At 60.8% G+C, this 21264-nt stretch carries 19 protein-coding genes; 6 read left to right on the forward strand and 13 right to left on the reverse strand.

Features of this window, described 5'->3' with window-relative positions; all coding sequences use genetic code 11:
• Nucleotides 1-3 precede the first annotated feature (3 nt).
• On the reverse strand, nt 4-858 hold the full coding sequence (locus H6851_19505; GenBank protein MCB9945799.1) for a hypothetical protein: 855 nt from the start codon (nt 856-858) through the stop codon (nt 4-6).
• Between the two features lie 39 nt (nt 859-897).
• Here H6851_19505 and H6851_19510 point away from each other — a divergent pair, with 39 nt between their 5' ends.
• Nucleotides 898-1563, forward strand: coding sequence for a Fe2+-dependent dioxygenase (locus tag H6851_19510; protein ID MCB9945800.1), 666 nt, complete (start codon nt 898-900; stop codon nt 1561-1563).
• Between the two features lie 28 nt (nt 1564-1591).
• On the opposite strand, the gene H6851_19515 is transcribed toward H6851_19510, so the two are convergent.
• Nucleotides 1592-1996 carry a hypothetical protein gene (locus H6851_19515; GenBank protein ID MCB9945801.1) on the reverse strand — a complete coding sequence of 135 codons (405 nt, stop codon included), beginning with the start codon at nt 1994-1996 and terminating at the stop codon, nt 1592-1594.
• A gap of 14 nt (nt 1997-2010) precedes the next feature.
• Complete coding sequence (locus H6851_19520; protein MCB9945802.1) at nt 2011-3441, reverse strand: HAMP domain-containing histidine kinase; 1431 nt, start codon at nt 3439-3441, stop codon at nt 2011-2013.
• Between the two features lie 128 nt (nt 3442-3569).
• Between H6851_19520 and rpmH the strand changes: the two genes are divergently transcribed.
• Genes rpmH through hpt form a run of 5 tightly spaced genes read left to right on the forward strand, consistent with a single transcriptional unit; the run spans nt 3570 to nt 6701 of the window.
• On the forward strand, nt 3570-3704 hold the full coding sequence (rpmH, locus tag H6851_19525; GenBank protein MCB9945803.1) for a 50S ribosomal protein L34: 135 nt from the start codon (nt 3570-3572) through the stop codon (nt 3702-3704).
• Nucleotides 3705-3754: 50 nt separating this feature from the next.
• Nucleotides 3755-4105, forward strand: coding sequence for a ribonuclease P protein component (gene rnpA / locus H6851_19530; protein MCB9945804.1), 351 nt, complete (start codon nt 3755-3757; stop codon nt 4103-4105).
• Nucleotides 4039-4359, forward strand: coding sequence for a membrane protein insertion efficiency factor YidD (yidD, locus tag H6851_19535; protein MCB9945805.1), 321 nt, complete (start codon nt 4039-4041; stop codon nt 4357-4359). Before rnpA ends, yidD begins: the two co-directional genes overlap by 67 nt.
• Entirely contained in the window at nt 4356-6119 is a 1764-nt protein-coding gene (yidC, locus tag H6851_19540; protein MCB9945806.1) for a membrane protein insertase YidC, read from the forward strand. Before yidD ends, yidC begins: the two co-directional genes overlap by 4 nt.
• A 57-nt stretch (nt 6120-6176) precedes the next feature.
• On the forward strand, nt 6177-6701 hold the full coding sequence (hpt, locus tag H6851_19545) for a hypoxanthine phosphoribosyltransferase (GenBank protein MCB9945807.1): 525 nt from the start codon (nt 6177-6179) through the stop codon (nt 6699-6701).
• On the opposite strand, the gene H6851_19550 is transcribed toward hpt, so the two are convergent.
• The 10 genes from H6851_19550 to H6851_19595 all read right to left on the reverse strand — a co-directional run bounded on the left by H6851_19550 (nt 6680) and on the right by H6851_19595 (nt 20880).
• Entirely contained in the window at nt 6680-7390 is a 711-nt protein-coding gene (locus H6851_19550; GenBank protein ID MCB9945808.1) for a class I SAM-dependent methyltransferase, read from the reverse strand. The two genes, hpt and H6851_19550, sit on opposite strands and share 22 nt — an antisense overlap.
• A gap of 138 nt (nt 7391-7528) precedes the next feature.
• A complete protein-coding gene (locus H6851_19555; GenBank protein ID MCB9945809.1) occupies nt 7529-9022 on the reverse strand; it encodes a tripartite tricarboxylate transporter permease in 1494 nt (497 codons plus the stop codon).
• Nucleotides 9019-9495, reverse strand: a complete 477-nt coding sequence (locus H6851_19560; GenBank protein ID MCB9945810.1) for a tripartite tricarboxylate transporter TctB family protein — start codon at nt 9493-9495, stop codon at nt 9019-9021. Before H6851_19560 ends, H6851_19555 begins: the two co-directional genes overlap by 4 nt.
• A gap of 18 nt (nt 9496-9513) precedes the next feature.
• Nucleotides 9514-10494, reverse strand: coding sequence for a tripartite tricarboxylate transporter substrate binding protein (locus H6851_19565; GenBank protein MCB9945811.1), 981 nt, complete (start codon nt 10492-10494; stop codon nt 9514-9516).
• A 110-nt stretch (nt 10495-10604) separates the two neighbouring features.
• Nucleotides 10605-11537 carry an AEC family transporter gene (locus tag H6851_19570; GenBank protein ID MCB9945812.1) on the reverse strand — a complete coding sequence of 311 codons (933 nt, stop codon included), beginning with the start codon at nt 11535-11537 and terminating at the stop codon, nt 10605-10607.
• A 14-nt stretch (nt 11538-11551) separates the two neighbouring features.
• The gene (locus H6851_19575; protein MCB9945813.1) at nt 11552-12280 is read right to left on the reverse strand and encodes a nitroreductase family protein; all 729 of its coding nucleotides are present in this window, start codon (nt 12278-12280) and stop codon (nt 11552-11554) included.
• Between the two features lie 236 nt (nt 12281-12516).
• Complete coding sequence (locus H6851_19580; GenBank protein MCB9945814.1) at nt 12517-13722, reverse strand: hypothetical protein; 1206 nt, start codon at nt 13720-13722, stop codon at nt 12517-12519.
• Entirely contained in the window at nt 13719-14633 is a 915-nt protein-coding gene (locus H6851_19585) for a hypothetical protein (GenBank protein MCB9945815.1), read from the reverse strand. The genes H6851_19580 and H6851_19585 overlap by 4 nt, the downstream gene beginning before the upstream one ends.
• A 218-nt stretch (nt 14634-14851) precedes the next feature.
• A complete protein-coding gene (gltB, locus tag H6851_19590; GenBank protein ID MCB9945816.1) occupies nt 14852-19411 on the reverse strand; it encodes a glutamate synthase large subunit in 4560 nt (1519 codons plus the stop codon).
• An 11-nt stretch (nt 19412-19422) separates the two neighbouring features.
• The gene (locus tag H6851_19595; GenBank protein MCB9945817.1) at nt 19423-20880 is read right to left on the reverse strand and encodes an NAD(P)-dependent oxidoreductase; all 1458 of its coding nucleotides are present in this window, start codon (nt 20878-20880) and stop codon (nt 19423-19425) included.
• Between the last annotated feature and the right edge of the window lie 384 nt (nt 20881-21264).

Consider the following 21264-nt stretch of genomic DNA (forward strand, 5'->3'; position numbering starts at 1 on the left):
TTCTCAATAGCGACTGGTCGCAAGTACGGCGAGCGAGGCCGCAACCAGGGGTTCCCCGACAGGTACAACCGCCGCCCCATCTTTCTCCACGGAGGGAAAGGCGCGACCGAGCACAGTAATTCCATTGTCGATCGCTGCCGCGGCATGCTGATCGAGCGCCTCGATCGCTTCGCGCTGGCCGGCAAAGCGCAACCTGGCAGCCGCCAGGAAGCCGTAACCATCAATGTAGGCCTCGTCGCTGCCATCGGCCTGCGCCACGCGATACTGGCGCGCGGCACGGTCAATCAGCTCTGCCAGCACCCGCGCCTCGACACCGATCTCGTCATGTCCACTCGCAGGAGCATGTCCCGCTGCGTCATCAAGTGCCTGCATGACAGCAGCGGCGGCTTCGTCGATCCGGGCGTTCGGCTGTTGCTCACCTGCGAGTTCGAGCAACCGGTCGAGCTGATCCATGAACGGACTGGCACCGAGTTCTTCCAGGACGGATTCGATCTCGACATAGATCTCGCTGATGGCGTGCGCGAACATCTCGGTACCGACCTCGCGATTGCCGGCGTCGTAGATGTCGCGCCCGGCAATGACATGGGCGGCGATCACATCGAGTGCTGTCAGGAAGACGACCGGATCGCTGGCCGCATCGGCGGCTTCGACGCCCCCTTCTCCGCCTTCACCCCCTTCCCCTCCACCGATCGCATCGGCCACAAGGATACGCGAGGACTGCGCCGGCAACCTGACGCCATAGCCTTCATTGGAATTACTCTTGTTATCGACACGAGTTTCAGCAGTTGAGTCAGCCGCACCTGCCAATGTAACAGTCGCGGCCGCCAACGAAACCCAGACGAATCGACTTCTCTTCATTATGCCATCCTTGTCGGTTTGACTTGTAAAGGAGCCATCATGTTCGTGACCCTCGGTGGAGTCCTCAATAGCGAGGAAATGGCCGCAATCAATTCGATCCTTTCCAAACTGGAATTCCGTGACGGGCGGGCCACGGCAGGCTGGCATGCCCGCATGGTCAAGGACAATGACCAGGCGGCACCTTCGGCCGCGTTGCGTCAGGTGCAGGATCAGATCGTCAAGGCACTCGAACGGCATCCGATGTTCAGGTCGCTGGCACTGCCCCGGCGCATCATGCCACCAATCATATCCCGCTACGCAAATGCGCAGAATTACGGCAATCATATCGACGATGCCATCATGGGACAGCCGCCGATGCGCACCGACCTGTCGTGCACCCTGTTCCTGACCGAGCCGGATACCTACGACGGTGGCGACCTCGTGGCGGTCGGACGGGACGGGGAGGAAGCGGTCCGGTTGCCGGCCGGCAACGCCGTCATCTACCCCTCGACAACCCTGCACAGGGTCGAACCCGTCACGCGTGGCGTGCGCATGGTAGCCGTGACCTGGATACAGTCGATGGTTCGGGATGCCGCCATCCGCGACATCCTCCTCGATCTCGAACAGGCGCGGCAGATGGTATTCGAAAGACAGGGAAAATCGACCGAGTTCGACCTGCTTTCACGTGCCCGCAGCAACCTTCTGCGCCATTCAGCCGAGCCGTGATCCCGGCACGGCACGATCCAGCGACCGCCTATCGGCTCCAGTTCTTCATGGTGTGGGTCTCGCCCGTCATGCCGGTTACAACCATCACGCCGTTCGCGTTCTTCTCGATGGTAAAATCGCGAGTTGCAAAATCATTGCAGCGACCGACCATGACATCCAGGTCGTCCTGTGCACCGAACTCCCTGTCGTAGTAGGCATAACGGAGCCGCAACACGATACGGTCCTCGCCTTGCTCAAGCACTTCGGTCCGGGTAATCGCACGGATCCGCGGAGCAAGGCACCGACCGTTGTCCTCGGCAGCATGGTCCCTGTAATAGTTCAGCACGCGGATCTGCAGCCCCGGAACACCGGCCAGACTGGGACCCTCGAAGGTGCAACCGGCAAGGACCAGGGCGGCAACGGCTGCCAGGTACAACGAAGCCTTGGCTATCATCGGTTTCCTCCTCGTCAGGATTTTTCAAAATGAATGACAGCACGCTGCGGCAGGATGATCTCGAAACATGTACCTTCGGCACCCGTGGATGCAAGGCGCACATCGCCGCCATGGCGCCGGGCGATCTCGCGGGCGATGGCAAGCCCCAACCCCGCCCCCTGGCCGCCGGACGCAAAGGGTTCGAACAGCTGGTCGGTCATCCGACCCGAAATCCCACGACCGCTGTCCTCCACGGCGATCACAATGCCGTGTCCGCGCCCGCCAAGGCTCCGAAAGCCACCGTCCGTCGCCATCGCCGCGCGAACGGCGATGCGCCCGCCATCAGCCATTGCCTGAATGGCATTGCGGACGAGGTTGGTCAGCATCCGATGCATCTCGTCACGATCGACACGAAGCATCGTTCCCGCAGAGACATCGATATTCACCTCGATACCGGGATAGGGAAGGACAACATCCGCGACCACCTCACGAACCAGTTCCGCCAGCGGTACCGGCGCCAGCCGCAACGGCTGGGGCCGGTTGCGCGCATGCGAAAGCGTGGCCTCGCAAAGCCGGATGGCCCTCTCAAGCGCCCGCACGAGACGCGGGGTCGCATCCCGCACCGATGGATCATCGCTGCGTTCGAGACGATCCGAGACCAGCAGTGCACTCGACAGGGAATTTCTCAAATCGTGATTGATCCGGCTGACAGCCTCGCCCAGGGCGGCCAGACGCGCCTTGCCGGCAAGCGCCTGACGCAGGTCCTGCTGCATCTCGATCAATTCACGCTCCACGACACCGATCTCGTCGCTTCTCCCGCGAGGCGTGGCCGTGACGCTTGAATCCTCCGGATGCCGCCGAAATTCGGTGAGCTGCCGGGCGATCTGCCCCAGAGGCTGGATGATGACACGCTGCAGGCTGACGAACAGCAGGGACGCCACGATCGCCGACAGCAACAACGACACGAACAGGACACGTCGCGAATAGGCGACCATCTCCGAATAGAGATGTGCATCGGCAAGGACGATATCCACCTCCGTTCCGGACTTCATCGGCGCATTACCGATGACCCGGATGAAACGCCTGCCGCGTGAATAAAGGGTCTCGAAGGCATTCAGCACAAGATCGAAGGCGGAGGTTTCGCTGAGCCAATAGGTTCGATCGACGACGGGCAGTTCACCCAGCATCAGTTGGGACTCCGGGTCGCGGACCACGATAGTCACCGTTCCCGAATAGATGAGCAGGTCGTCGACGACGCCTATGTCGATGTCATGATCGATGACCGAGGGAACCAGTGCCGCCAGATGCGCCGCCGCGATCCGTTCTTCGAGATAAGTTTGCCAGAAGCGGGCAATCGACGGCAGGTAGATGAGGACTTCGCCGAGAAGAACACAACTCACGGCAATACCCAGCACACGCGCCGAGAGACCGCGGCCGAGGCGGACACGGTTTCCATTCAGCGGCATGGCGGACCTTTCCCCGCCGCGCCCACGCCGTCATGTTGCGGTGACAATACCGGGCCATTTGACAGCGGGCGTTCCGGTCCATATATCGACGCAGGTCTTGTCATTCCAACATATCGTGAGGTCAACTCGTGAAAAGGACCTATCAGCCGAGCCGGCTTGTCCGCAAGCGGCGGCATGGATTTCGTTCGCGCATGGCTACCGTCGGTGGCCGCAAGGTGATCAACGCCCGTCGTGCCCGCGGCCGCAAGCGGCTCTCCGCCTGACGCCGGTTGACCCGCCGGATGAGAGGACCGACCGCGCCAAACTTGTCCGGATGCGCAAGCGGCCGGAGTTTCTTCGTGCCGCCCGTGGCCGGAAGTTCGCAGGCAGGATCTTGGTTCTCCAGTGCGTGGAGCGCAAGCATGCAGGAACGCCCCCGCCCGAAGAAAAGCGGGATAACGAGATTGGCGTCGGTTTCACCGCAACCAAGAGACTGGGGAATGCTGTCGTTCGCAATCGTGCCAAGAGACGCATGCGTGAAGCAGCGCGGTTCGTTCTTCCGCGCCTTGCATCCGCCGGCCACGATTTCGTGCTGATTGCACGGCCGCCGGTCCTCACATGCAGTTTCGACCAGATCACCCGCGCAATCGAAGATGGCCTGGAAAAGTTGCATCGGCTCCGCTGAAATTCCTCGTATACTGTTATCGTTACGCCATTTCGCCCATGCTAGGTCCTCGCTGTCGATTTGCTCCGACATGTTCGGAATACGCGCTCGAAGCGCTCGACCGTCATGGCGCCATCAAGGGCTCTGTACTTGCCATCCGCCGCATCCTGCGTTGTCATCCCTGGGGAGGGTCGGGTTACGATCCCGTACCGGACAACAAGCTTGGTGCCGGCAGTCCGTCCCATGTTAACCCGAAAGGCCGTTCGCTTCGATGAGTGACCAGCGCAACCTGATCCTGGCGATCGTGATTTCGGTCGGCATCATCCTGCTGTTCCAGGTATTTTACGAGATGCCGCGGCAGCGTGCGTTGCAGGAAGCTCAAGAGCAGCAGGCCAGCCAGCCCCAGCCCGCCGACAGCGGCACGGTCAAGCCGACGCCCGGCGCGCAAACATCCGGCAACATCTCGGTTCCCGGTGTCACCGGATCCCAGGGCGAAAGCCGCAACGCGATCATCTCCGGACGCACGAACATCCGCATTGACAATGGCCGCCTGCACGGATCCCTCTCCCTTGAGGGTGGGCGTATCGACGATATCACGCTTGCCGATTACCATGAGACCATCGACCCCAGGTCTCCCGAGGTCGAACTCCTTAACCCCGCGGGTACCGCCGACGCCTATTTCTCGGAGTCGGGCTGGGTTTCCGACAGTCCCGATATCAGGGTGCCGGATGCCCACACCATCTGGCAAAGCGGCGACAGTGCCCTGCATACAGGTTCTCCGGTGTCGTTGAGCTGGGACAATGGAGCGGGCCTCGCGTTCGAAAAGAACATATCTCTCGACGACAACTACATGTTCGAGATAACGCGGAAGGTCACGAACAATACCGACAAGCCCGTGACGCTTCATCCCTACGATCTCATCAGCCGATGGGGCAATCCTCCGGTCTCCAGTTACTACATCCTCCACGAGGGACCGATAGGCGTATTCGACGACACGCTGTCCGAGATCAACTACTCGGACATGGTTGAAGATGGCGACATCGAGAAGGCGTCGACCGGTGGTTGGGCCGGCATTACCGACAAATACTGGCTGGCGGCCCTGATTCCCGACCAGAAGGAACAACTGACAGCCAATTTCCGCGAGACGACGAAGGACAACGAGAATCGTTATCAGATCGATTACCTGTGGCAGCCGCGGACCATTCAACCCGGCGAGACCGTCAGCGTGACGCATCACTTCTTCGCCGGTGCGAAGGAAGTCGACCTGCTGGACCGCTATTCGGAAAATCTGGACATTCCGTTATTCGATCGCGCCGTTGATTTCGGCTGGTTCTATTTCCTTACCAAACCGATCTTTCATGTGCTGAAGTTCTTCCAGGGGCTCGTCGGCAATTACGGTATTGCCATCCTCTGCCTGACGCTGCTGGTCAAGTTGCTGTTCTTCCCGCTGGCCAACAAGTCGTACCGGGCCATGAGCCAGATGAAGAAGCTGCAGCCCGAAATGCAGAAGCTGCGTGAGCGCTACGGTGATGACAAGCAGAAGATGCAGCAGGAACTCATGGCCCTGTACAAGAAGGAGAAGGTCAATCCGATGGCCGGATGCCTGCCGATACTTGTGCAGATCCCGGTCTTCTTCTCGCTGTACAAGGTGCTGTTCGTTTCCATCGAAATGAGACATGCGCCATTCTATGGCTGGATCCACGACCTTTCGGCTCCCGATCCGACGACGGTCTTCAATCTGTTCGGCCTGCTGCCGTTCACGCCGCCACACGTCCTGATGATCGGTGCCTGGCCACTGGCGATGGGCATCACCATGTTCCTCCAGCAGCGGCTCAACCCGCAGCCGGCGGATCCGGTCCAGGCGAAGGTCATGATGTTCCTGCCGGTGATGTTCACCTTCCTGTTCTCGACGTTTTCGGCCGGCCTCGTCATTTACTGGACCTGGAACAACCTCCTTTCCATCGCCCAGCAATGGATCATCATGCGTCGCATGGGTGTTTCGGCGGATGGAACGACAACGGGCAAGGCCGGCTAGAACGCATGTCCTGATCTGATGTGAGCGTCATTGGTGCGGTTGTCGGGAGGCAAGCAGATGAGCGAAACTGTAACACCGCTTTACAGCGCCGAGACAGTTCATCGCCGGATCGATGAACTGGCCGATCAGATCGCCCTGGCGGTTCCACCGGACATCATGCTGGTCGGGCTCCTCAAGGGGGCGTTCATGCTCGCCGCCGACCTCACGCGCGCCCTCGACGCCAAGGGGCTGCAACCGGACATCGAATTCCTGCAGGTCAGTTCATACGGGCTGGACAAGGAGAGCTCGGGTCGGGTGAAGGTCATCGGCGGCATGCCCACCACTGTCGATGATCGCGATGTGCTACTGGTCGACGATATCCAGGATACCGGCCGTACGCTCAAGTTCACGACCGATCTTCTCTATGAGAACGGCGCCAGGAAGATATGGACTTGTGCCTTGCTCGACAAGCCGTCGCGGCGACAGGTCGACTTCGAAGCCGATTTCATCGGTTTTACCATCGAAGATGTCTTCGTCGTCGGTTACGGGATCGACTATGCCGAGCGTTACCGCCACCTCCCCTATATCGGCGTGGTCTCGTGAGACGATCTCCCGGGCGTGTCCGAAGCCGGTGGTGGATTCCCATCGTTGGTGGACTTTTGCATCAACGCGACATTCCTCGCGGGGAACTCAAGGAACAGCCCATGGATCTTCGCAATGTATCGGAATGTGGCTTCGCGATAAAAGACCACATGAGTCGGATCACGTCGGTAGTGCCACCGGGCAAATCGTGAATCATCTGTCTGGAAGCATGTCATCACCGCAATCCAGCCCCCCGGCCGCACGAGTCGGGTCAGACGGACGAACTCGTCAGCCGGTTGGTGAAAATGCTCGACCACTTCGCTGCAGGTGATGAAGTCGTAAGACCGTCCCAGTACCTTTCGGTCGGGCGCATAGAGCGGATCATAGACGGCCATTCGCTGCCCCGCTTCACGTAGCATGGCTGCCAGCGCCGGTCCCGGACCACATCCGTAGTCAAGGCCGCTCGATGCCGGCGCAAGCCTTTCAAGCAGTGGGGTCGCGAGGCGCGCGAGGAACTTCCGGTATCCCGGATCGTCAACCTCATTGCGGTGAAGCGCATATTGCGCACGCTCCTCATCCGGAGTCGGATGCCGGGATGGATCCAGATAGCGCACCTCGCAGACCGGGCACGCCCAGTACCGACGTCCCTCCACCTCGACCAGCGAATGGCTGTCAGCCGATCGGCATACGGGACAGGCCGGTCGGCTCATCCGAGCCCCGAAATCCCCATCAATCATCGTGCCATACAACCGGGCTCCGGCTTCCACCACCTGCGTTCCAAGTGACAGGCATTACCGCACGTCAATGGTCGATCGACAACGGATATGCTCAAGACGAAACCTTGTCGCTCAGTTGACCTCTGCGGGCATGGGACGGACCCCGCGCCAGATCATCATGCCGACGCTCAGCAAGGTGAGCGACCAGAAGAACCAGGTGATGGGGCTGCGGAAGAAGATCACGAAATCGCTCCGTCCCATCAACATGGCCTGGCGGAAGTTGTCTTCCAGCATGGGCCCCAGAATGAAGGCTATGAGAAAGGGGGCAACGGGCATGCCAAGGCGGATCATGCCATAGCCCAGCAGACCCGTGGCGAACATCACCAATACATCGAACATGGTGTTGTTGACCGCATAGGTGCCAAACACGCACAACGCCAGAACCGACGGCATGAGAATCGATTTCGGGATATCCGCCACATGGCGAAAAATGCGTATCGCAACCAGTCCGACGATCAGAAGGAAGACGGATGACAGCATGATGCCGATGAAGATCGAATAGATCATGACGATATTCTGCTGGAACAACAACGGCCCCGGTTGCAGGCCATGTACCATGAAGGCACCGAGGATTACCGCCGTGATGACATCGCCCGGTACGCCAAGCGCCAGCAGCGGGATCATCGTGGCACCGCATACGCCATTGTTGCCAGCCTCGGCAGCGGCGACACCTTCGAGTTCGCCCTTGCCAAAATTATCCCCGTCCGGCGATGCCCTCCGTGCGGCACCATACGACATGAAGGCGGAGGGGGCACCGCCAATGCCGGGTATCGCTCCCATGATGACGCCGATAACGCTTCCACGCAGGATGGATTTCAGACATCGGCGCATGTCGGCCATCGTCGCATGCGAATGCCCGAGTGCAACCATCTTCCCTTCATCATCCGGGGAACTGCTGCATTGCAGGAGAATTTCGGGAATGGCGAACAACCCGATCAGGACCGGAATGAAATTGAGCCCCGACATCATATCGGCCTGACCGAAAATGAAGCGGTCGGTTCCATAGACCAGATCGAGGCCAATGGTTGCCAGCAGCAGGCCGAGACCAGCGGCGATGAGCCCCTTCATCAGCGTATCACCGGCAACACCGGCGATGATGGTAAGGCTGAAGAGAATCAGCGTGAAGAATTCCGGCGGGCCGAAGGATAGGGCAAACGCGGCGAGCCAGGCCGCAAACAGGATCAGCGACAGATTGGAAATGACATCGGCGATGCAGGACGCATAGAGCGACATCTCAAGCGCCTTGCCGGCCTGCCCCCTGGAAGCAAGGGGGTGGCCATCGAGAACGGTACAGCTCGATGCCGGTGTTCCCGGTGTCCTTATGAGGATGGCCGGGATCGAGCCGCCGTAAATCCCCCCCTTGTAGACACCCAGCAGCATGAGAATGCCGACGATCGGGTCCAGAGTGAAGGTGAAGGGCAATGACAGCGCGACGGCCATGGTCGCCGACATGCCCGGAATGGCGCCGACAATCACACCGATCACGACGCCCAGGGCCAGCGCAAGGACATTATCGAGATGGGCTACCACGCTCAGGGCAGCGAGTGCCGCGTCCATGCCATTCATGGAAATGATATCCAATGACCGACAGGAACGGGCAAACCGGCAATCTTGACGAAGAACCCGTAAAGGAGAAGGGGCAGGATCACGGCGGTGACAAGCAGCATGGGCCTGTTCCGGGCGCGTGCGACAAGGCCGAAGGCGGTAATGGCCAACATCGACGCGAGAACGAGCCCGATCGGTCGCACAAGGAGATAGAAGACCGCCAGAAACACGACACCCAGGCCAAAGCGCAACCATGAGACATCATGGTGCTCCAGCTCCATCGACTGGCCGTACAGACGACTCTGCACGGCCAGGATCAGACCGGATACGATGAGGAACCCGGCAATCACACTCGGCCAGAAAGCCGGCGACAGCACGGCCGAACGAACTCCCTTCGGGACAACAACACCTTCGGGAATAATGACCAGGAGAAGCAGGACACCGAAGGCGGCAATGCCGAGCCCGAGAAGGAAGTTCTGCCGCCCCCCGGCCATGCCGGACACTGCCGTACCCTATTCGACTTGCAGGCCCAGCTTGTCGACCAGTTGCTTGAACTCCGTATATTGCTTCTGGATGAAGGCAACGGAATCCTTGGTATTCATCTGCACCGGTATGGATCCAAGTCCCTTCAGGGTGCTGACGAAATCGTCGTCGTTGCCAATTTCCGCCAGCCAGTTGTTCCAGGCATCGTAAACCTCATCGGAGATATCCTTCGGTCCGGCAATACCGCTCCATCCGACGAGGACTTCCAGTTCGGGATGACCGAGTTCAGCCGCTGTCGGCGCATCGACACCGTCAAGGCGATCATGGGTCGTCACCATCAGGGGCGTCAGTGCCCCATTCTGGATATGCCCCATCAACGCGGACGAATTGGTGCAGATGAATGTTGCGTTACCGGCAACCACTGCTGTCGCGGCCTCCCCGCCTCCCCGGAACGGCAGATGCGTCACCGCTTCGGCGACATTGTCGACACCGAAGGCATCAATCACCAGCGCACCGGCAATATGCAGGAGCGATCCGACGCCCGACGAACTGTAGGTAACCTCACCCGGATTGGCCCTCACCCTCTCGATCAGGGCGTCCATGCTGTCGATGCCGCTGTCAGGACTGGTGGCGCAGATCACGGGGTTGAGTTCGAATACGGAAACATACCTGAAATCGTCGATCGAATAGGGCAGATTCGCCTTCATGGCGGGATTGACGGTGTGGGAACCGACCCGGGCGACGATCATCGTGTAACCATCGGGATCGGCACTCTTCACCGATGCCGTCCCGGTCGCTCCGCCGGCACCCGTGCGATTGACGACCAGAATCGGTTGCGGAATATATTTGGGTGCGACGGCAGCCATGTTGCGAGCAGCAATGTCGGTGGCCCCTCCAGCGCCATAGGCAACAACCAGGGTAATCGGCCGGTCAGGATATTCGGCTTTCGCGGCGAACGCGTTCAAGCCGATCACAGCCGCAGCCAAGGCGCCAAGAGTTCTTTTCAGCATGCTTCGTTCTCTCCCTAACTTTTTTGCCTGCTCCCTGGATGTCAATGTTGCTCCGTTGTGCTGATTCGGCAACCGATCTTTTTCCCGGGAAGGGGCAAGGAACCCCAAACCTAGACGATGCGTATTCCCAGCAGATAGAGCATCAGGGGCATGGTGAACATGCACGCGGCCGTCTGGAAGGAGATGATCGCCGCCATGGTTTCGCCATCTCCGCCAAGTTGTCGTGCAAGAATATATGCTCCAGCGGCTGTCGGGGCCGTGTGCAGAAGGACGGCAGTGGCCGTGGTGGTGGCCGCAGCATCCAGCGCATGCGCGAGCAGAGCCGCAAGGAGGGGCAACAGTGCCAGTTTCGCCAGGCTGATCCCAAAGATACCCATCCGGGCACGAGGCATGTTTCCCAGACGCAACCCGGCACCGACCGCCAGCAGGGCCAGTCCCAGCACGCCATTCCCGAGGAGGCGCAGCGCGCCTTCCAGCGGCCCGTCGAGTCCGATACCCGACAGGCTGAGACCGGTCCCGGCCAACGCGGCCATCACCAGGGGATTTTTGACCAATGTCACCAGACTGCATTTCCAGCCTGGCCTCGTCGCATGGTCGCCATGACGGGTCAACGCGAAGACACTGAGCGCGGTGGCAGGCAGGATATTCATGACCGTCGCCATGGCCAGCAGGCCGCCGAGATCGAGGTTGGCCGTCTCGGCGATGGCGAATGGAATGAAGAAATTGTTGCGGATCGTCCCTTGCAGAAGGGAGGTGAATGTCACCCCGGAGATGCCGCCAAGCACGAAGCAGAGCGGCCTGCGCAACAAGAGCATGGCCACACCGGTGCTGCTGACCAGCCCCGTGACCAGCACAAGGAGGTCGGCGAGCACCGTCATGTCAAGGCTGGCACTGCCCAGTCGGGCAAGGATGAACGCCGGCATCAGCAGATGGAACAGCAGCGCGTCCACGACCCGCCGGCGTTCCTCGTCGAGGAACCCCGAACGACCGAGGATCACGCCGAGCGCGATCAGCAGGATGAGCGGCGCGATGGCGTCGAACATGGAACCCGCCCGCCTCAGTCGAGCCTAAATCCCTTGCCGCGTACGAAAGCGCCGAAATCCTGACGTTCGGGCAGGGAGTAGTGGCGGGCCTTCTCCTCCATCCACCCGTAGTCTTCGCTGGAGCCGAACAGGTCGGTACGCCGCTGCGAACCATAGGGCAGGACCGCCCGCCGACGGCGGTCGTAGGCTTCGATCTCGGCGATACCCGCATCCTCGAAGCGGTCGGTGTGAAAGGTGATTGATGGCGACAATCGCGGAACGATGCAATTCTCGCGATCGGGCCAGCCCAGGGCCAGTCCTGCCACCGGGAATACATGCTCGGGCAATCCCAGCAGGGCACTCGCCTCCACGGCACGATTGCGGATGACGCTGACCGGGCAGCCGCCTAGTCCGATCATCTCGGCTGCCATCAACAGGTAGGCCATGTGAATTCCACCATCGACCGAAGCGTTGAAGAACGCGTCGAGATGATCGTTGGCAAAGGGGTGACAACGCGCGTCGCCAACCTGTCGGATACGTCGATTGTTGCCGCAGATCATGAGGAATGCCGGTGCCGTTGCAACCCAGGACATGGAAGGGACGAGCCCCGCAACAGCCGCCCGCAACTCCCCATCGCGCACGTGAATGATGTCAGCCTGCTGAAGATCGCTTTTCGACGGAGCACTCAGGGCGGTGAGAACCAGCAATCGTATAAGGTCATCGCCGACGGGCCGGTCCGACCAGCTTCGATGCGATCGTCGCATGGCAATGCTTGACAATCGTCGAAGGTCATCGGTTCCGAGGTCGTCGGGCACCTGTGCAGTTACCCCGAAACGCCGCTCCAATGCCGACTGAAGACATTCCACCCACTGCTGCCGTTCGTCATCCGTCACGTCACTCTCCCCACCTTGACCGGGGATAGCTAATGCCTGCTGCGATAAGTTGGAACAGGTTCTCCTGACAAACTCCGCCAAAAAAATAATTTATCAACCAGAAGATCTCAAGGTGCCGCCTTGCCGAGCACCTTTCGCCTGATGTAGCGAAAGAGCAGGACTGGCATACTGGGCTGCATCTTTCTCATCTTCTCCATGACCGAGCGAATGGCGGGTTCTTCGAGCAGCCCACGCCCCTGGGCAAGCTGGGTCATCATCGGATGACCGCCATTGCCTTCGACTTCGACAATGACGGGACCCCGGTCGGTCAGCGCAACATCCCACCCCAGCAGCGGCAGACCGGTGAGGGTTCGCGAGGCCTCGATCACCATTTCCCGCATCTCCCGCCAGTCCGGCAACATGAAGTCGATCAACCGCACATGGGAATCGGGATGCTCGGTGATCTCCTTCAAACGGGGATAGACATCGTCAACAACACGATACACACGCCCCGTCTCCGGTTCGACGGCCGCCAGAAGATTACCCTTGCGCCAGAAATTGTCAGCCATGTTGGTACCGGTCGGTATCTTCCAGCTCGTACGGACGATCTGCGGCTCCCCATCATTGGCCACCAGCACACGCAGCGTGCCGATGCGGTTTCCGAGGATGGGCTTGATGTCAAAGTGACAATGCAGGCGTTCCTGAAACTGGTACCCATCCTCCTCGTACCGCTTCAATTCAACCACGAATTCACGCAATGACACGCTGCCGCCATCGCTGATCTGCAATCTGTCGCTTTCCACATCGAAGCCATCGATCGAAATCACCCCGAGACTGCCAACCGATGACACGGGCTTGCCGAACAGGCCCGCCGACGGGATTTCGAGGAACAGCCGACGAAGGTCATCAATATCGCCTACATGGCGTATGCCTTCGTCCACCGTGCCATCCCTGTTGTAGAGTGCGAGGGTGCGCGGAACGGCGATGCCCACGGCCGCAAGCATTCTCTGGATGGCGACCTTGTCTCCCGTCTTGCCGAAAACCTCCTCATTGAAGGCACTGGCCATGCGGTGAACCCGCCAGCGGCCGAGGAAAGCCGCACGTGCGGCATCGTCGAACAATGTCCGGTCATAAAGTCCGAAATAGTAGTACTCATTGGGTTCGATGCCGCCGGAGCCACGGCGCAGGGACAACATGTCACGGGATTGCTGTGCAAAAGGCACACCGGCCCGCTCCTTGGCGAGGTGCATCGATTCATTGGTGTCGACCGGCCGATCAAGACGTCTTGAATCAAGAAGTTCCCGCCGTTCTTCGAGGGTATCGGCTGCACTCATGGCTCAACATCCCGGAAAACGGCCTTTTGGAGGTCGCCATCAGCAGGCAACGCTCCGTCGATGGTTTCGATGCTGGTACGAATGAAGGCCAGCTGCATGGACAACGGCTCCCGTCCGGTTTCACTGATGTCTTCCCGATCGAGCAGTGCCCGGGTAATGAAGCCGGCAGCCTGAAACGCATCGATGGAACTCTGCCGGTCGCCAAGTTGACGACGGGATGCTGCGAGCTTGATCATCGTTCGGGCGACCCGCGACCAGACGGCGGGTTCCTGCCGCGACAATCCCTCACCCTGCAGGGTCTCCGCCGCGATCTCGCGATAGGCATCGGCGGCATCGCCATAGTTCCCCATACGGAAGTTCAGATCGGCCCAGCGGTCCAGAGTTTCCAGTCGTGCAATGCGGGCCGGCATGCGACCGCGCTGCGATGGCGCCATCCTGTCAAACAGGGCCAGCGCCTGCTCCTCGGAAAGCAACGCGGCATCGGGTTCGTCGAGGATCAGGGCCAATTGAGCCAACCCATCGAACACCTTCTTGAGTCCCGCCGTCAGCTTCGGATCTCCTCTTTCATCCTGGAGCTGTACCGCCCGCTGCAGCAGGCCGAACTGGTGGCGAAGGTCGTCGCGCGGGATGCGCCCCTCCTGAAGTTGCACATCAAGCAGGTTGGCATCGTGGTCGACACTGATCACCAGGCCGGGCATCTGGAAGCTCGAAACCGACCGACCGCGGGACGCTGCGGCAGGCTCGATCAACCCCATTTCAACCTGGTGGCCAGCAGGCTTGGGTTGCGGGACGGGCACGACACGGCGGGTACGATCGGGCGTTGCCGCTTCGACGGTCGAAGAAAGGCTGAGGGTGACCAGGGCTGCCGCCAGAAGACAGTGCGGGAGGCGATTCCAGTGGCATCGATGCACGACAGGCAATTTTCCGGACCCCGAACGGTAGAACAGGATCCATCCGTCATATCACAATGCATTTCCCAAAAGTAGAATATTTTTACAGTTAATATATCATAAGTTGAAATATTCTTGTATCGCCGGATCTTCCCGATGCGGCATCCGTTACCGCACGGCCACCCTCTCGAAACAGAGAGGGTGGCACCGAACCACAGACAGCCACGGCACGCCGACGATCAGGCGTTGGCCCGCTCGGCGACGTCGGCTGTTACCGGAACCTCCAGCTTGCCAAGCAATTCCCTGGGCACAATCTGCCAGAAGCGTTCGATCTCCCGATCGAAGTCGCGCAGCAAGCTGTCACCGAGCATGCTTTGCGTGGCCTCGACGTGGCGACCGATGAGGTCCTTGAGCAAGGCGGCATAGTGATCGACCTCGATACGCTGGCAGACCACCATGTCGCCGTTGAGCCGCTCCTCGACCTGCCCGTCCGGGTCCCACACGAACGCCATGCCACCCGACATGCCCGCGGCGAAGTTGTCACCGACAGGCCCGAGAATGACGGCCGTGCCCCCGGTCATGTACTCGCAGCCGTTGTCGCCGCATCCCTCGACGACCGTCACGGCACCGGAATTACGCACGGCAAACCGCTCGCCGGCCCGGCCCGCCGCGAACAGCTCGCCCGCCGTGGCACCGTAGAGGCAGGTGTTGCCGATGATGGCGTTGTCACGCGCCACCAACGGACTGGAGACCATCGGCCTCACGGTAATGCTGCCACCGGACAGGCCCTTGCCGACATAGTCGTTGGCATCGCCGAACACTTCGAGACGCAACCCCTGCACCGCCCAGGCACCCAACGACTGTCCTGCCGAACCGCGCAGCCGTACCGTGAGATGGCCATGCTGCAATCCCGCCATGCCGTAGCGCTTGGTGATGTGTGCCGACAGCCGCGTGCCCACCGCGCGGTGGACATTGCGGACATTGTAGGTGAGCTGCATCTTCTCGCGATCCTCAAGCAACGGGGTCGCGTCCTTGACCATCTGCGCATCGAGCGTGTCCGGGACCTCGTTGCGGCCCTCGATGGCACAATGACGAGGCAGCCCTGCCGCATCGACCTGCGCGAGGATCGGGTTGAGGTCAAGATCGTCGAGGTCCTGCGAGCCGCGTCCCACCTGCTTGAGCAGGTCGGTGCGGCCGACTGCCTCTTCGAGCGAGCGAAGTCCCAGCGATGCAAGGATTTCGCGAACTTCCTCGGCAATGAAAGTCATCAGGTTGACGACCTTCTCCGGCGAGCCGGTAAATTTCGCGCGCAGGTCATCCCGTTGTGTGCAGACACCGACCGGGCAGGTGTTCGAGTGACACTGCCGCACCATGATGCATCCCATGGCGACCAGCGACAACGTGCCGATACCGTACTCCTCCGCACCGAGAAGTGCCGCGATGACGATATCGCGGCCGGTCTTGAGGCCACCATCGGTCCGCAGGACGACGCGGTGACGCAGGCGGTTGAGAGTGAGCAGCTGGTTGGTCTCGGAAAGACCCATTTCCCACGGCGTGCCGGCAAACTTGATCGAGGTCTGCGGACTGGCACCCGTGCCGCCATTGTGACCGGATACGAGAATGACATCGGCCCTGGCCTTGGCCACGCCTGCCGCGATCGTGCCGATGCCGCTTTCCGACACCAGTTTCACGCACACCTTGGCCTTGGGATTGATCTGCTTGAGATCGTAGATCAGCTGCGCAAGGTCCTCGATCGAGTAGATATCGTGATGCGGCGGCGGGCTGATCAGGGTGACACCGGGCGTAGCATGACGCAGACGGGCGATCTCCACCGTCACCTTGAACCCCGGCAACTGGCCACCTTCGCCGGGCTTCGCCCCCTGTGCCACCTTGATTTCCAGCTCGCGTGCAGCGTTGAGATATTCGGCCGTTACACCGAACCGGCCCGACGCGACCTGCTTGATCGGCGAATTGGCATTGTCGCCATTGGGTCGCGGGACATAGCGCTCGGCACCCTCGCCCCCCTCGCCCGAGTCCGATTTCGCTCCGATCCGGTTCATGGCGATCGTCAACGTCTCGTGCGCCTCGGCGCTCAACGCTCCCAGCGACATGCCCGGCGTGACGAACCGCTTGCGGATCTCCGTGATACTTTCGACTTCTTCCAGCGGAACCGGATCATTGCGGTACACGAAGTCGAGAAGATCACGCACGGTCACAGGCTCCTGAGCGTAGACCGTCTCCGCATAACGCTTGTAGGCGGCGTAGGAATCAGTCGCCACCGCATGCTGGAGCTGGTGGATCATCCGCCCTTCGAGGGCATGCGCCTCGCCACCCCGCCGATAGCGATAGAACCCCCCGATCGCAAGTGGCGGCTCGCTGGTGGCAAAGGCCTGCTCGTGCATGGCCTTCACCCGGTACTTGATGCCGGTGAGGCCAATGCCCGAGATGCGGGTGACCAGACCCGGGAAATATTCCCGGGCCAGCGAACGGGAAAGGCCGACCGCCTCGAAATTGTATCCGCCGCGATAGGAGCTGACGATGGAAATGCCCATCTTGGACATGATCTTCAGCAGGCCCTGGTTCACCGCCTCGCGATAGTTGGCAATGCATTCGGCAAGCGTGAGGTTGGGGAACAGTCCGCGCGCATGGCGATCGGCAATGGCCGCTTCCGCCAGATAGGCATTCACCGCTGTCGCACCGACACCGATCAGCACGGCGAAGTAATGCACATCCAGACATTCTCCGCTACGTACGGTAATCGAGCTGAAGGCGCGCAATCCCTGCCGGACCAGATGGCTGTGCACTGCTCCCACCGCAAGAATCATCGGGATCGGCGCCCGTTCGGGCCCGACATGCTCATCGGTGAGGATGAGGTCCTCGGCACCGCCACGCACCGCCTCCTCCGCCTCCTGGCGGATCCGGTCCAGCGCCGCACGCAGACGCTCGCCCTTGGGATTGGACTCGTCATGCGCAAGGAAGGTGCAATCGATGGTGCGCGCATTATCCCCGAAATATCCGGCAACGGCATGATATTCGGTGGTCGTCAGCACCGGCGTTTCGAGTTGCAGGATCGCGGTCTGGCTCGGATCCTCGTCATAGACATTGCCGAGATTGCCGAACCGCGTCTTCAGGCTCATCACCCGCCATTCCCGCAACGGGTCGATGGGCGGGTTGGTCACCTGACTGAACTGCTGACGGAAGAAATGGTGCAGGCCGCGATACTTCTTCGACAATACCGCCATCGGCGTATCGTCGCCCATCGAGCCCAGCGCTTCCTTGCCGTCGACAGCCATGGGCGACAGGATCAGCTCCATGTCCTCGATGGTCAGGCCGAACAGGGCCTGCCGGCGGCGCAGCTCTCCACGCTCGAAGGTCTGTGGTGCCGGACCATGCTTCTCCACAAGCGTTTCCAGATGGGTGATATTCTCGACCCAGCGTGAATAGGGCTTGAGCGATGCCAGATAATCCTTCAACTCCCGGTCGTGATAGAATCGCCCGTTTTCAAGGTCGACACCGATTGACTCACCCGGTCCGAGCCGGCCCTTTTCGACAATGTCGGCTTCGCGCAACGGTACCATGCCGCTTTCCGAGCCTACCACCAGAAGTCCATCGGACGTACGGCTGTAACGCATCGGCCGCAGACCGTTGCGGTCCATGCCGGCCACCACCCAGCGGCTGTCCGTGGCGACGAGGGCTGCCGGCCCGTCCCACGGCTCCATGACGCAGTTGCAGTAGCTGAAAAGGTCGGCATGCTCCTTCGGCATGGCCATGCGATGCGACCAGGCTGGCGGAACCAGCATCGTCTTGACCAGCGGCAGCTTGCGGCCGCCACGCACGAGCGCCTCGCACACCGCATCGAGCGAGGCCGAATCGGAGCTTCCCGACTGGATGAACGGCTTCACGTCGTCATTGTATTCCCCCAGGCATTCCGCGGCCATGCGGGTCTCGTGACTGCGCATCCAGTTGACGTTGCCGCGCAGCGTGTTGATCTCTCCGTTGTGCGCCAGCGTGCGGAAGGGCTGCGCCAGACGCCATGAAGGCCAGGTGTTGGTCGAATAGCGCTGGTGGAAGACGGCAAAACTCGACACGAAACGTTCGTCGAGCAGGTCCGGGTAGAACACTGCGAGCTGTTCGGCGAGGAACAGCCCCTTGTAGATGATGGAGCGGCATGACATCGAGCATATGTAGAATTCGGTGATGTTCTCCCGCAGCGCCTGCTTTTCGATACGCCGCCGGATGACATAGAGGTCGCGTTCGAAACTGTCATCGTCACGGCCTTCGGGGTTGCCGATGATGATCTGTTCGATCTCGGGCCGCGTGACCTGGGCCTTCTCGCCAATGACACTGGTATTGACCGGCACCTGTCTCCAGCCGCGGATCGAATACCCGAAGGAAAGGATTTCGCTCTCCACCAGAGTGCGGCAGGCTTCCTGTTGCTGGAAGCTGTTGCGCGGGAGGAATACCATGCCGACGGCCACCCGATGCAGGGCATCGCGCGCGCCCTTGATCTGCTCCTTGAAGAATTCCTGCGGAATCTGGATATGGATGCCTGCCCCGTCACCGGTCTTGCCGTCGGCATCCACCGCCCCGCGATGCCAGACCGCCTTGAGCGCGTCGATGCCGCCCAGCACAACCTCGCGCCGGGGTTTTCCGTCGATGGCAACGACACAACCGACACCGCAGGCATCGCGGTCCGCCAGAGCGTCCTCCATGCCCAGTGCGGCGAGCCTCGCGCTTTCACGCTGATAGGTCTCGACGAATTCGAGGGCGTTTTCGAAACCCTTTTCGTTCCTGCTCATGGGAGTTCCCCTCACGATGCCAGAGCCATGGGCGCATCGGCCCCGGCGTCACGGTTCTGCAGATATCGGTGTATGGAAGCAGCGGCTTCCCGGCCATCGCGCACGCCCCAGACCACCAGCGAAGCGCCGCGAACAATGTCGCCGGCAGCGAACACACCATCCATGCTGGTCATCATCGTGTCCCAGTCGATGGTCACGGTACCCCAACGGGTGACCTTGAGCGCCGGTTCGTCGAACATGGCCGGGATGTCCTCGGGATCGAACCCAAGGGCCTTGATGACGAGATCGGCCTCGATGTCATGCGACGAGCCCTCGATCACCTCCGGACGCTGACGCCCCGAGGCGTCGGGCGCACCAAGCCGCATGCGGATGGCGCGAACCGCGCGAACCGCCCCGTCGCCGAGGAAAGCTTCCGGCGCCGTTTGCCAGACGAATTCGACGCCTTCCTCCTCGGCATTCTTCACTTCGCGCATCGAGCCTGGCATGTTGGCCCTGTCGCGGCGATAGAGGCAGCGCACCGTGCGCGCGCCCTGGCGGATGGCCGTGCGCACGCAGTCCATGGCCGTGTCGCCACCGCCGATCACGACGACATTCTTGTCCTTCGCGCTGAGGCGGCCGCTCTCGAGGGCCTCGACCCGGTCACCCAGGTCATGCCTGTTCTCGGCCGTGAGAAATTCCAGGGCCGGAACAATCCCCTCAAGGGCGGTATTGAGCCCGCCGAGTTCCCTTCCCTTGTAGACACCCGTCGCGATCAGGATGGCATCATGCCTCTCGCGCAGGCCGGCGAAGGAAGGACTTCCCTCTCCGCCGATATCCGCACCCAACTGAAATTCCACACCGCCATCGACAAGCAGCTTCTGCCGGCGCTGGATGACGTGTTTTTCCAGCTTGAATCCGGGAATCCCGTAGATCAACAAACCGCCGGCGCGATCATAGCGGTCATACACCGTGACCCTGTAACCCTGCCGGCGAAGTTCCTCGGCCGCCGCAAGACCGGCGGGACCGGCCCCGACGATGCCCACCGATTCGCTCCGCTCGCACAGCGGACGCACGGGTTGCACCCACCCCTGCTCGAAGGCGGTCTCGGTAATGTGCTTTTCCACGGCCCCGATCGTGACGGTCGTATGACCCGACTGTTCGAGAACGCAATTGCCCTCGCAAAGGCGGTCCTGCGGACAGATGCGGCCGCAGATCTCCGGCATGTTGTTGGTTGCCGACGAGAGTTCATAGGCTTCCTGCAGGCGACCTTCGGCCGTCAGTTTCAGCCAGTCGGGGATATTGTTCTGCAGGGGGCAATGGACCTGGCAGAAGGGAATGCCGCACTGTTCGCAGCGCGACGCCTGATCGCCCGCGGCCTTGTCCGCGAACCGATCGTAGATTTCCTGGAAATCCTGCTTTCGCAGCCCGGCATCGCGCTTTTCCGGCATGGCATGGCCGAGGCTGACGAACTGCATCATCTTGCGGGCCATAGGGCGCCCTCCCCTTCAATCTTTTCGGTCACGAAACGGGATCATGAACGCCGGGAGAGGCGTCGAACGGCGGCTGCCGCGTCCGGTCGCCCGACTTGCGGGACGTCGACGGGTGCCACTCCGATCATCAGGCTCACACAAGATCCCGGCGGTCCATCTTATATAGGCGAGCCGGGCGGGCGTAAAGCGATGATTCCGGCCAATCATACCGATACGGTATTATTTTCGAATTATCCTGCCCCGCATCACCTGATCCGGCGATTGCACAGTGGGAATTTTTCAAGATTCACTACTGAAATGGTATTAATTAATTGTTAACTTGTCATGGTCCATGACCGGGGCTAGGTGACGCAGGCTGGTCATTGTCCCCTGTGGCGAACCAGC

The organism is Geminicoccaceae bacterium (assembly GCA_020638465.1).
Classification (GTDB): domain Bacteria; phylum Pseudomonadota; class Alphaproteobacteria; order Geminicoccales; family Geminicoccaceae; genus JAGREO01.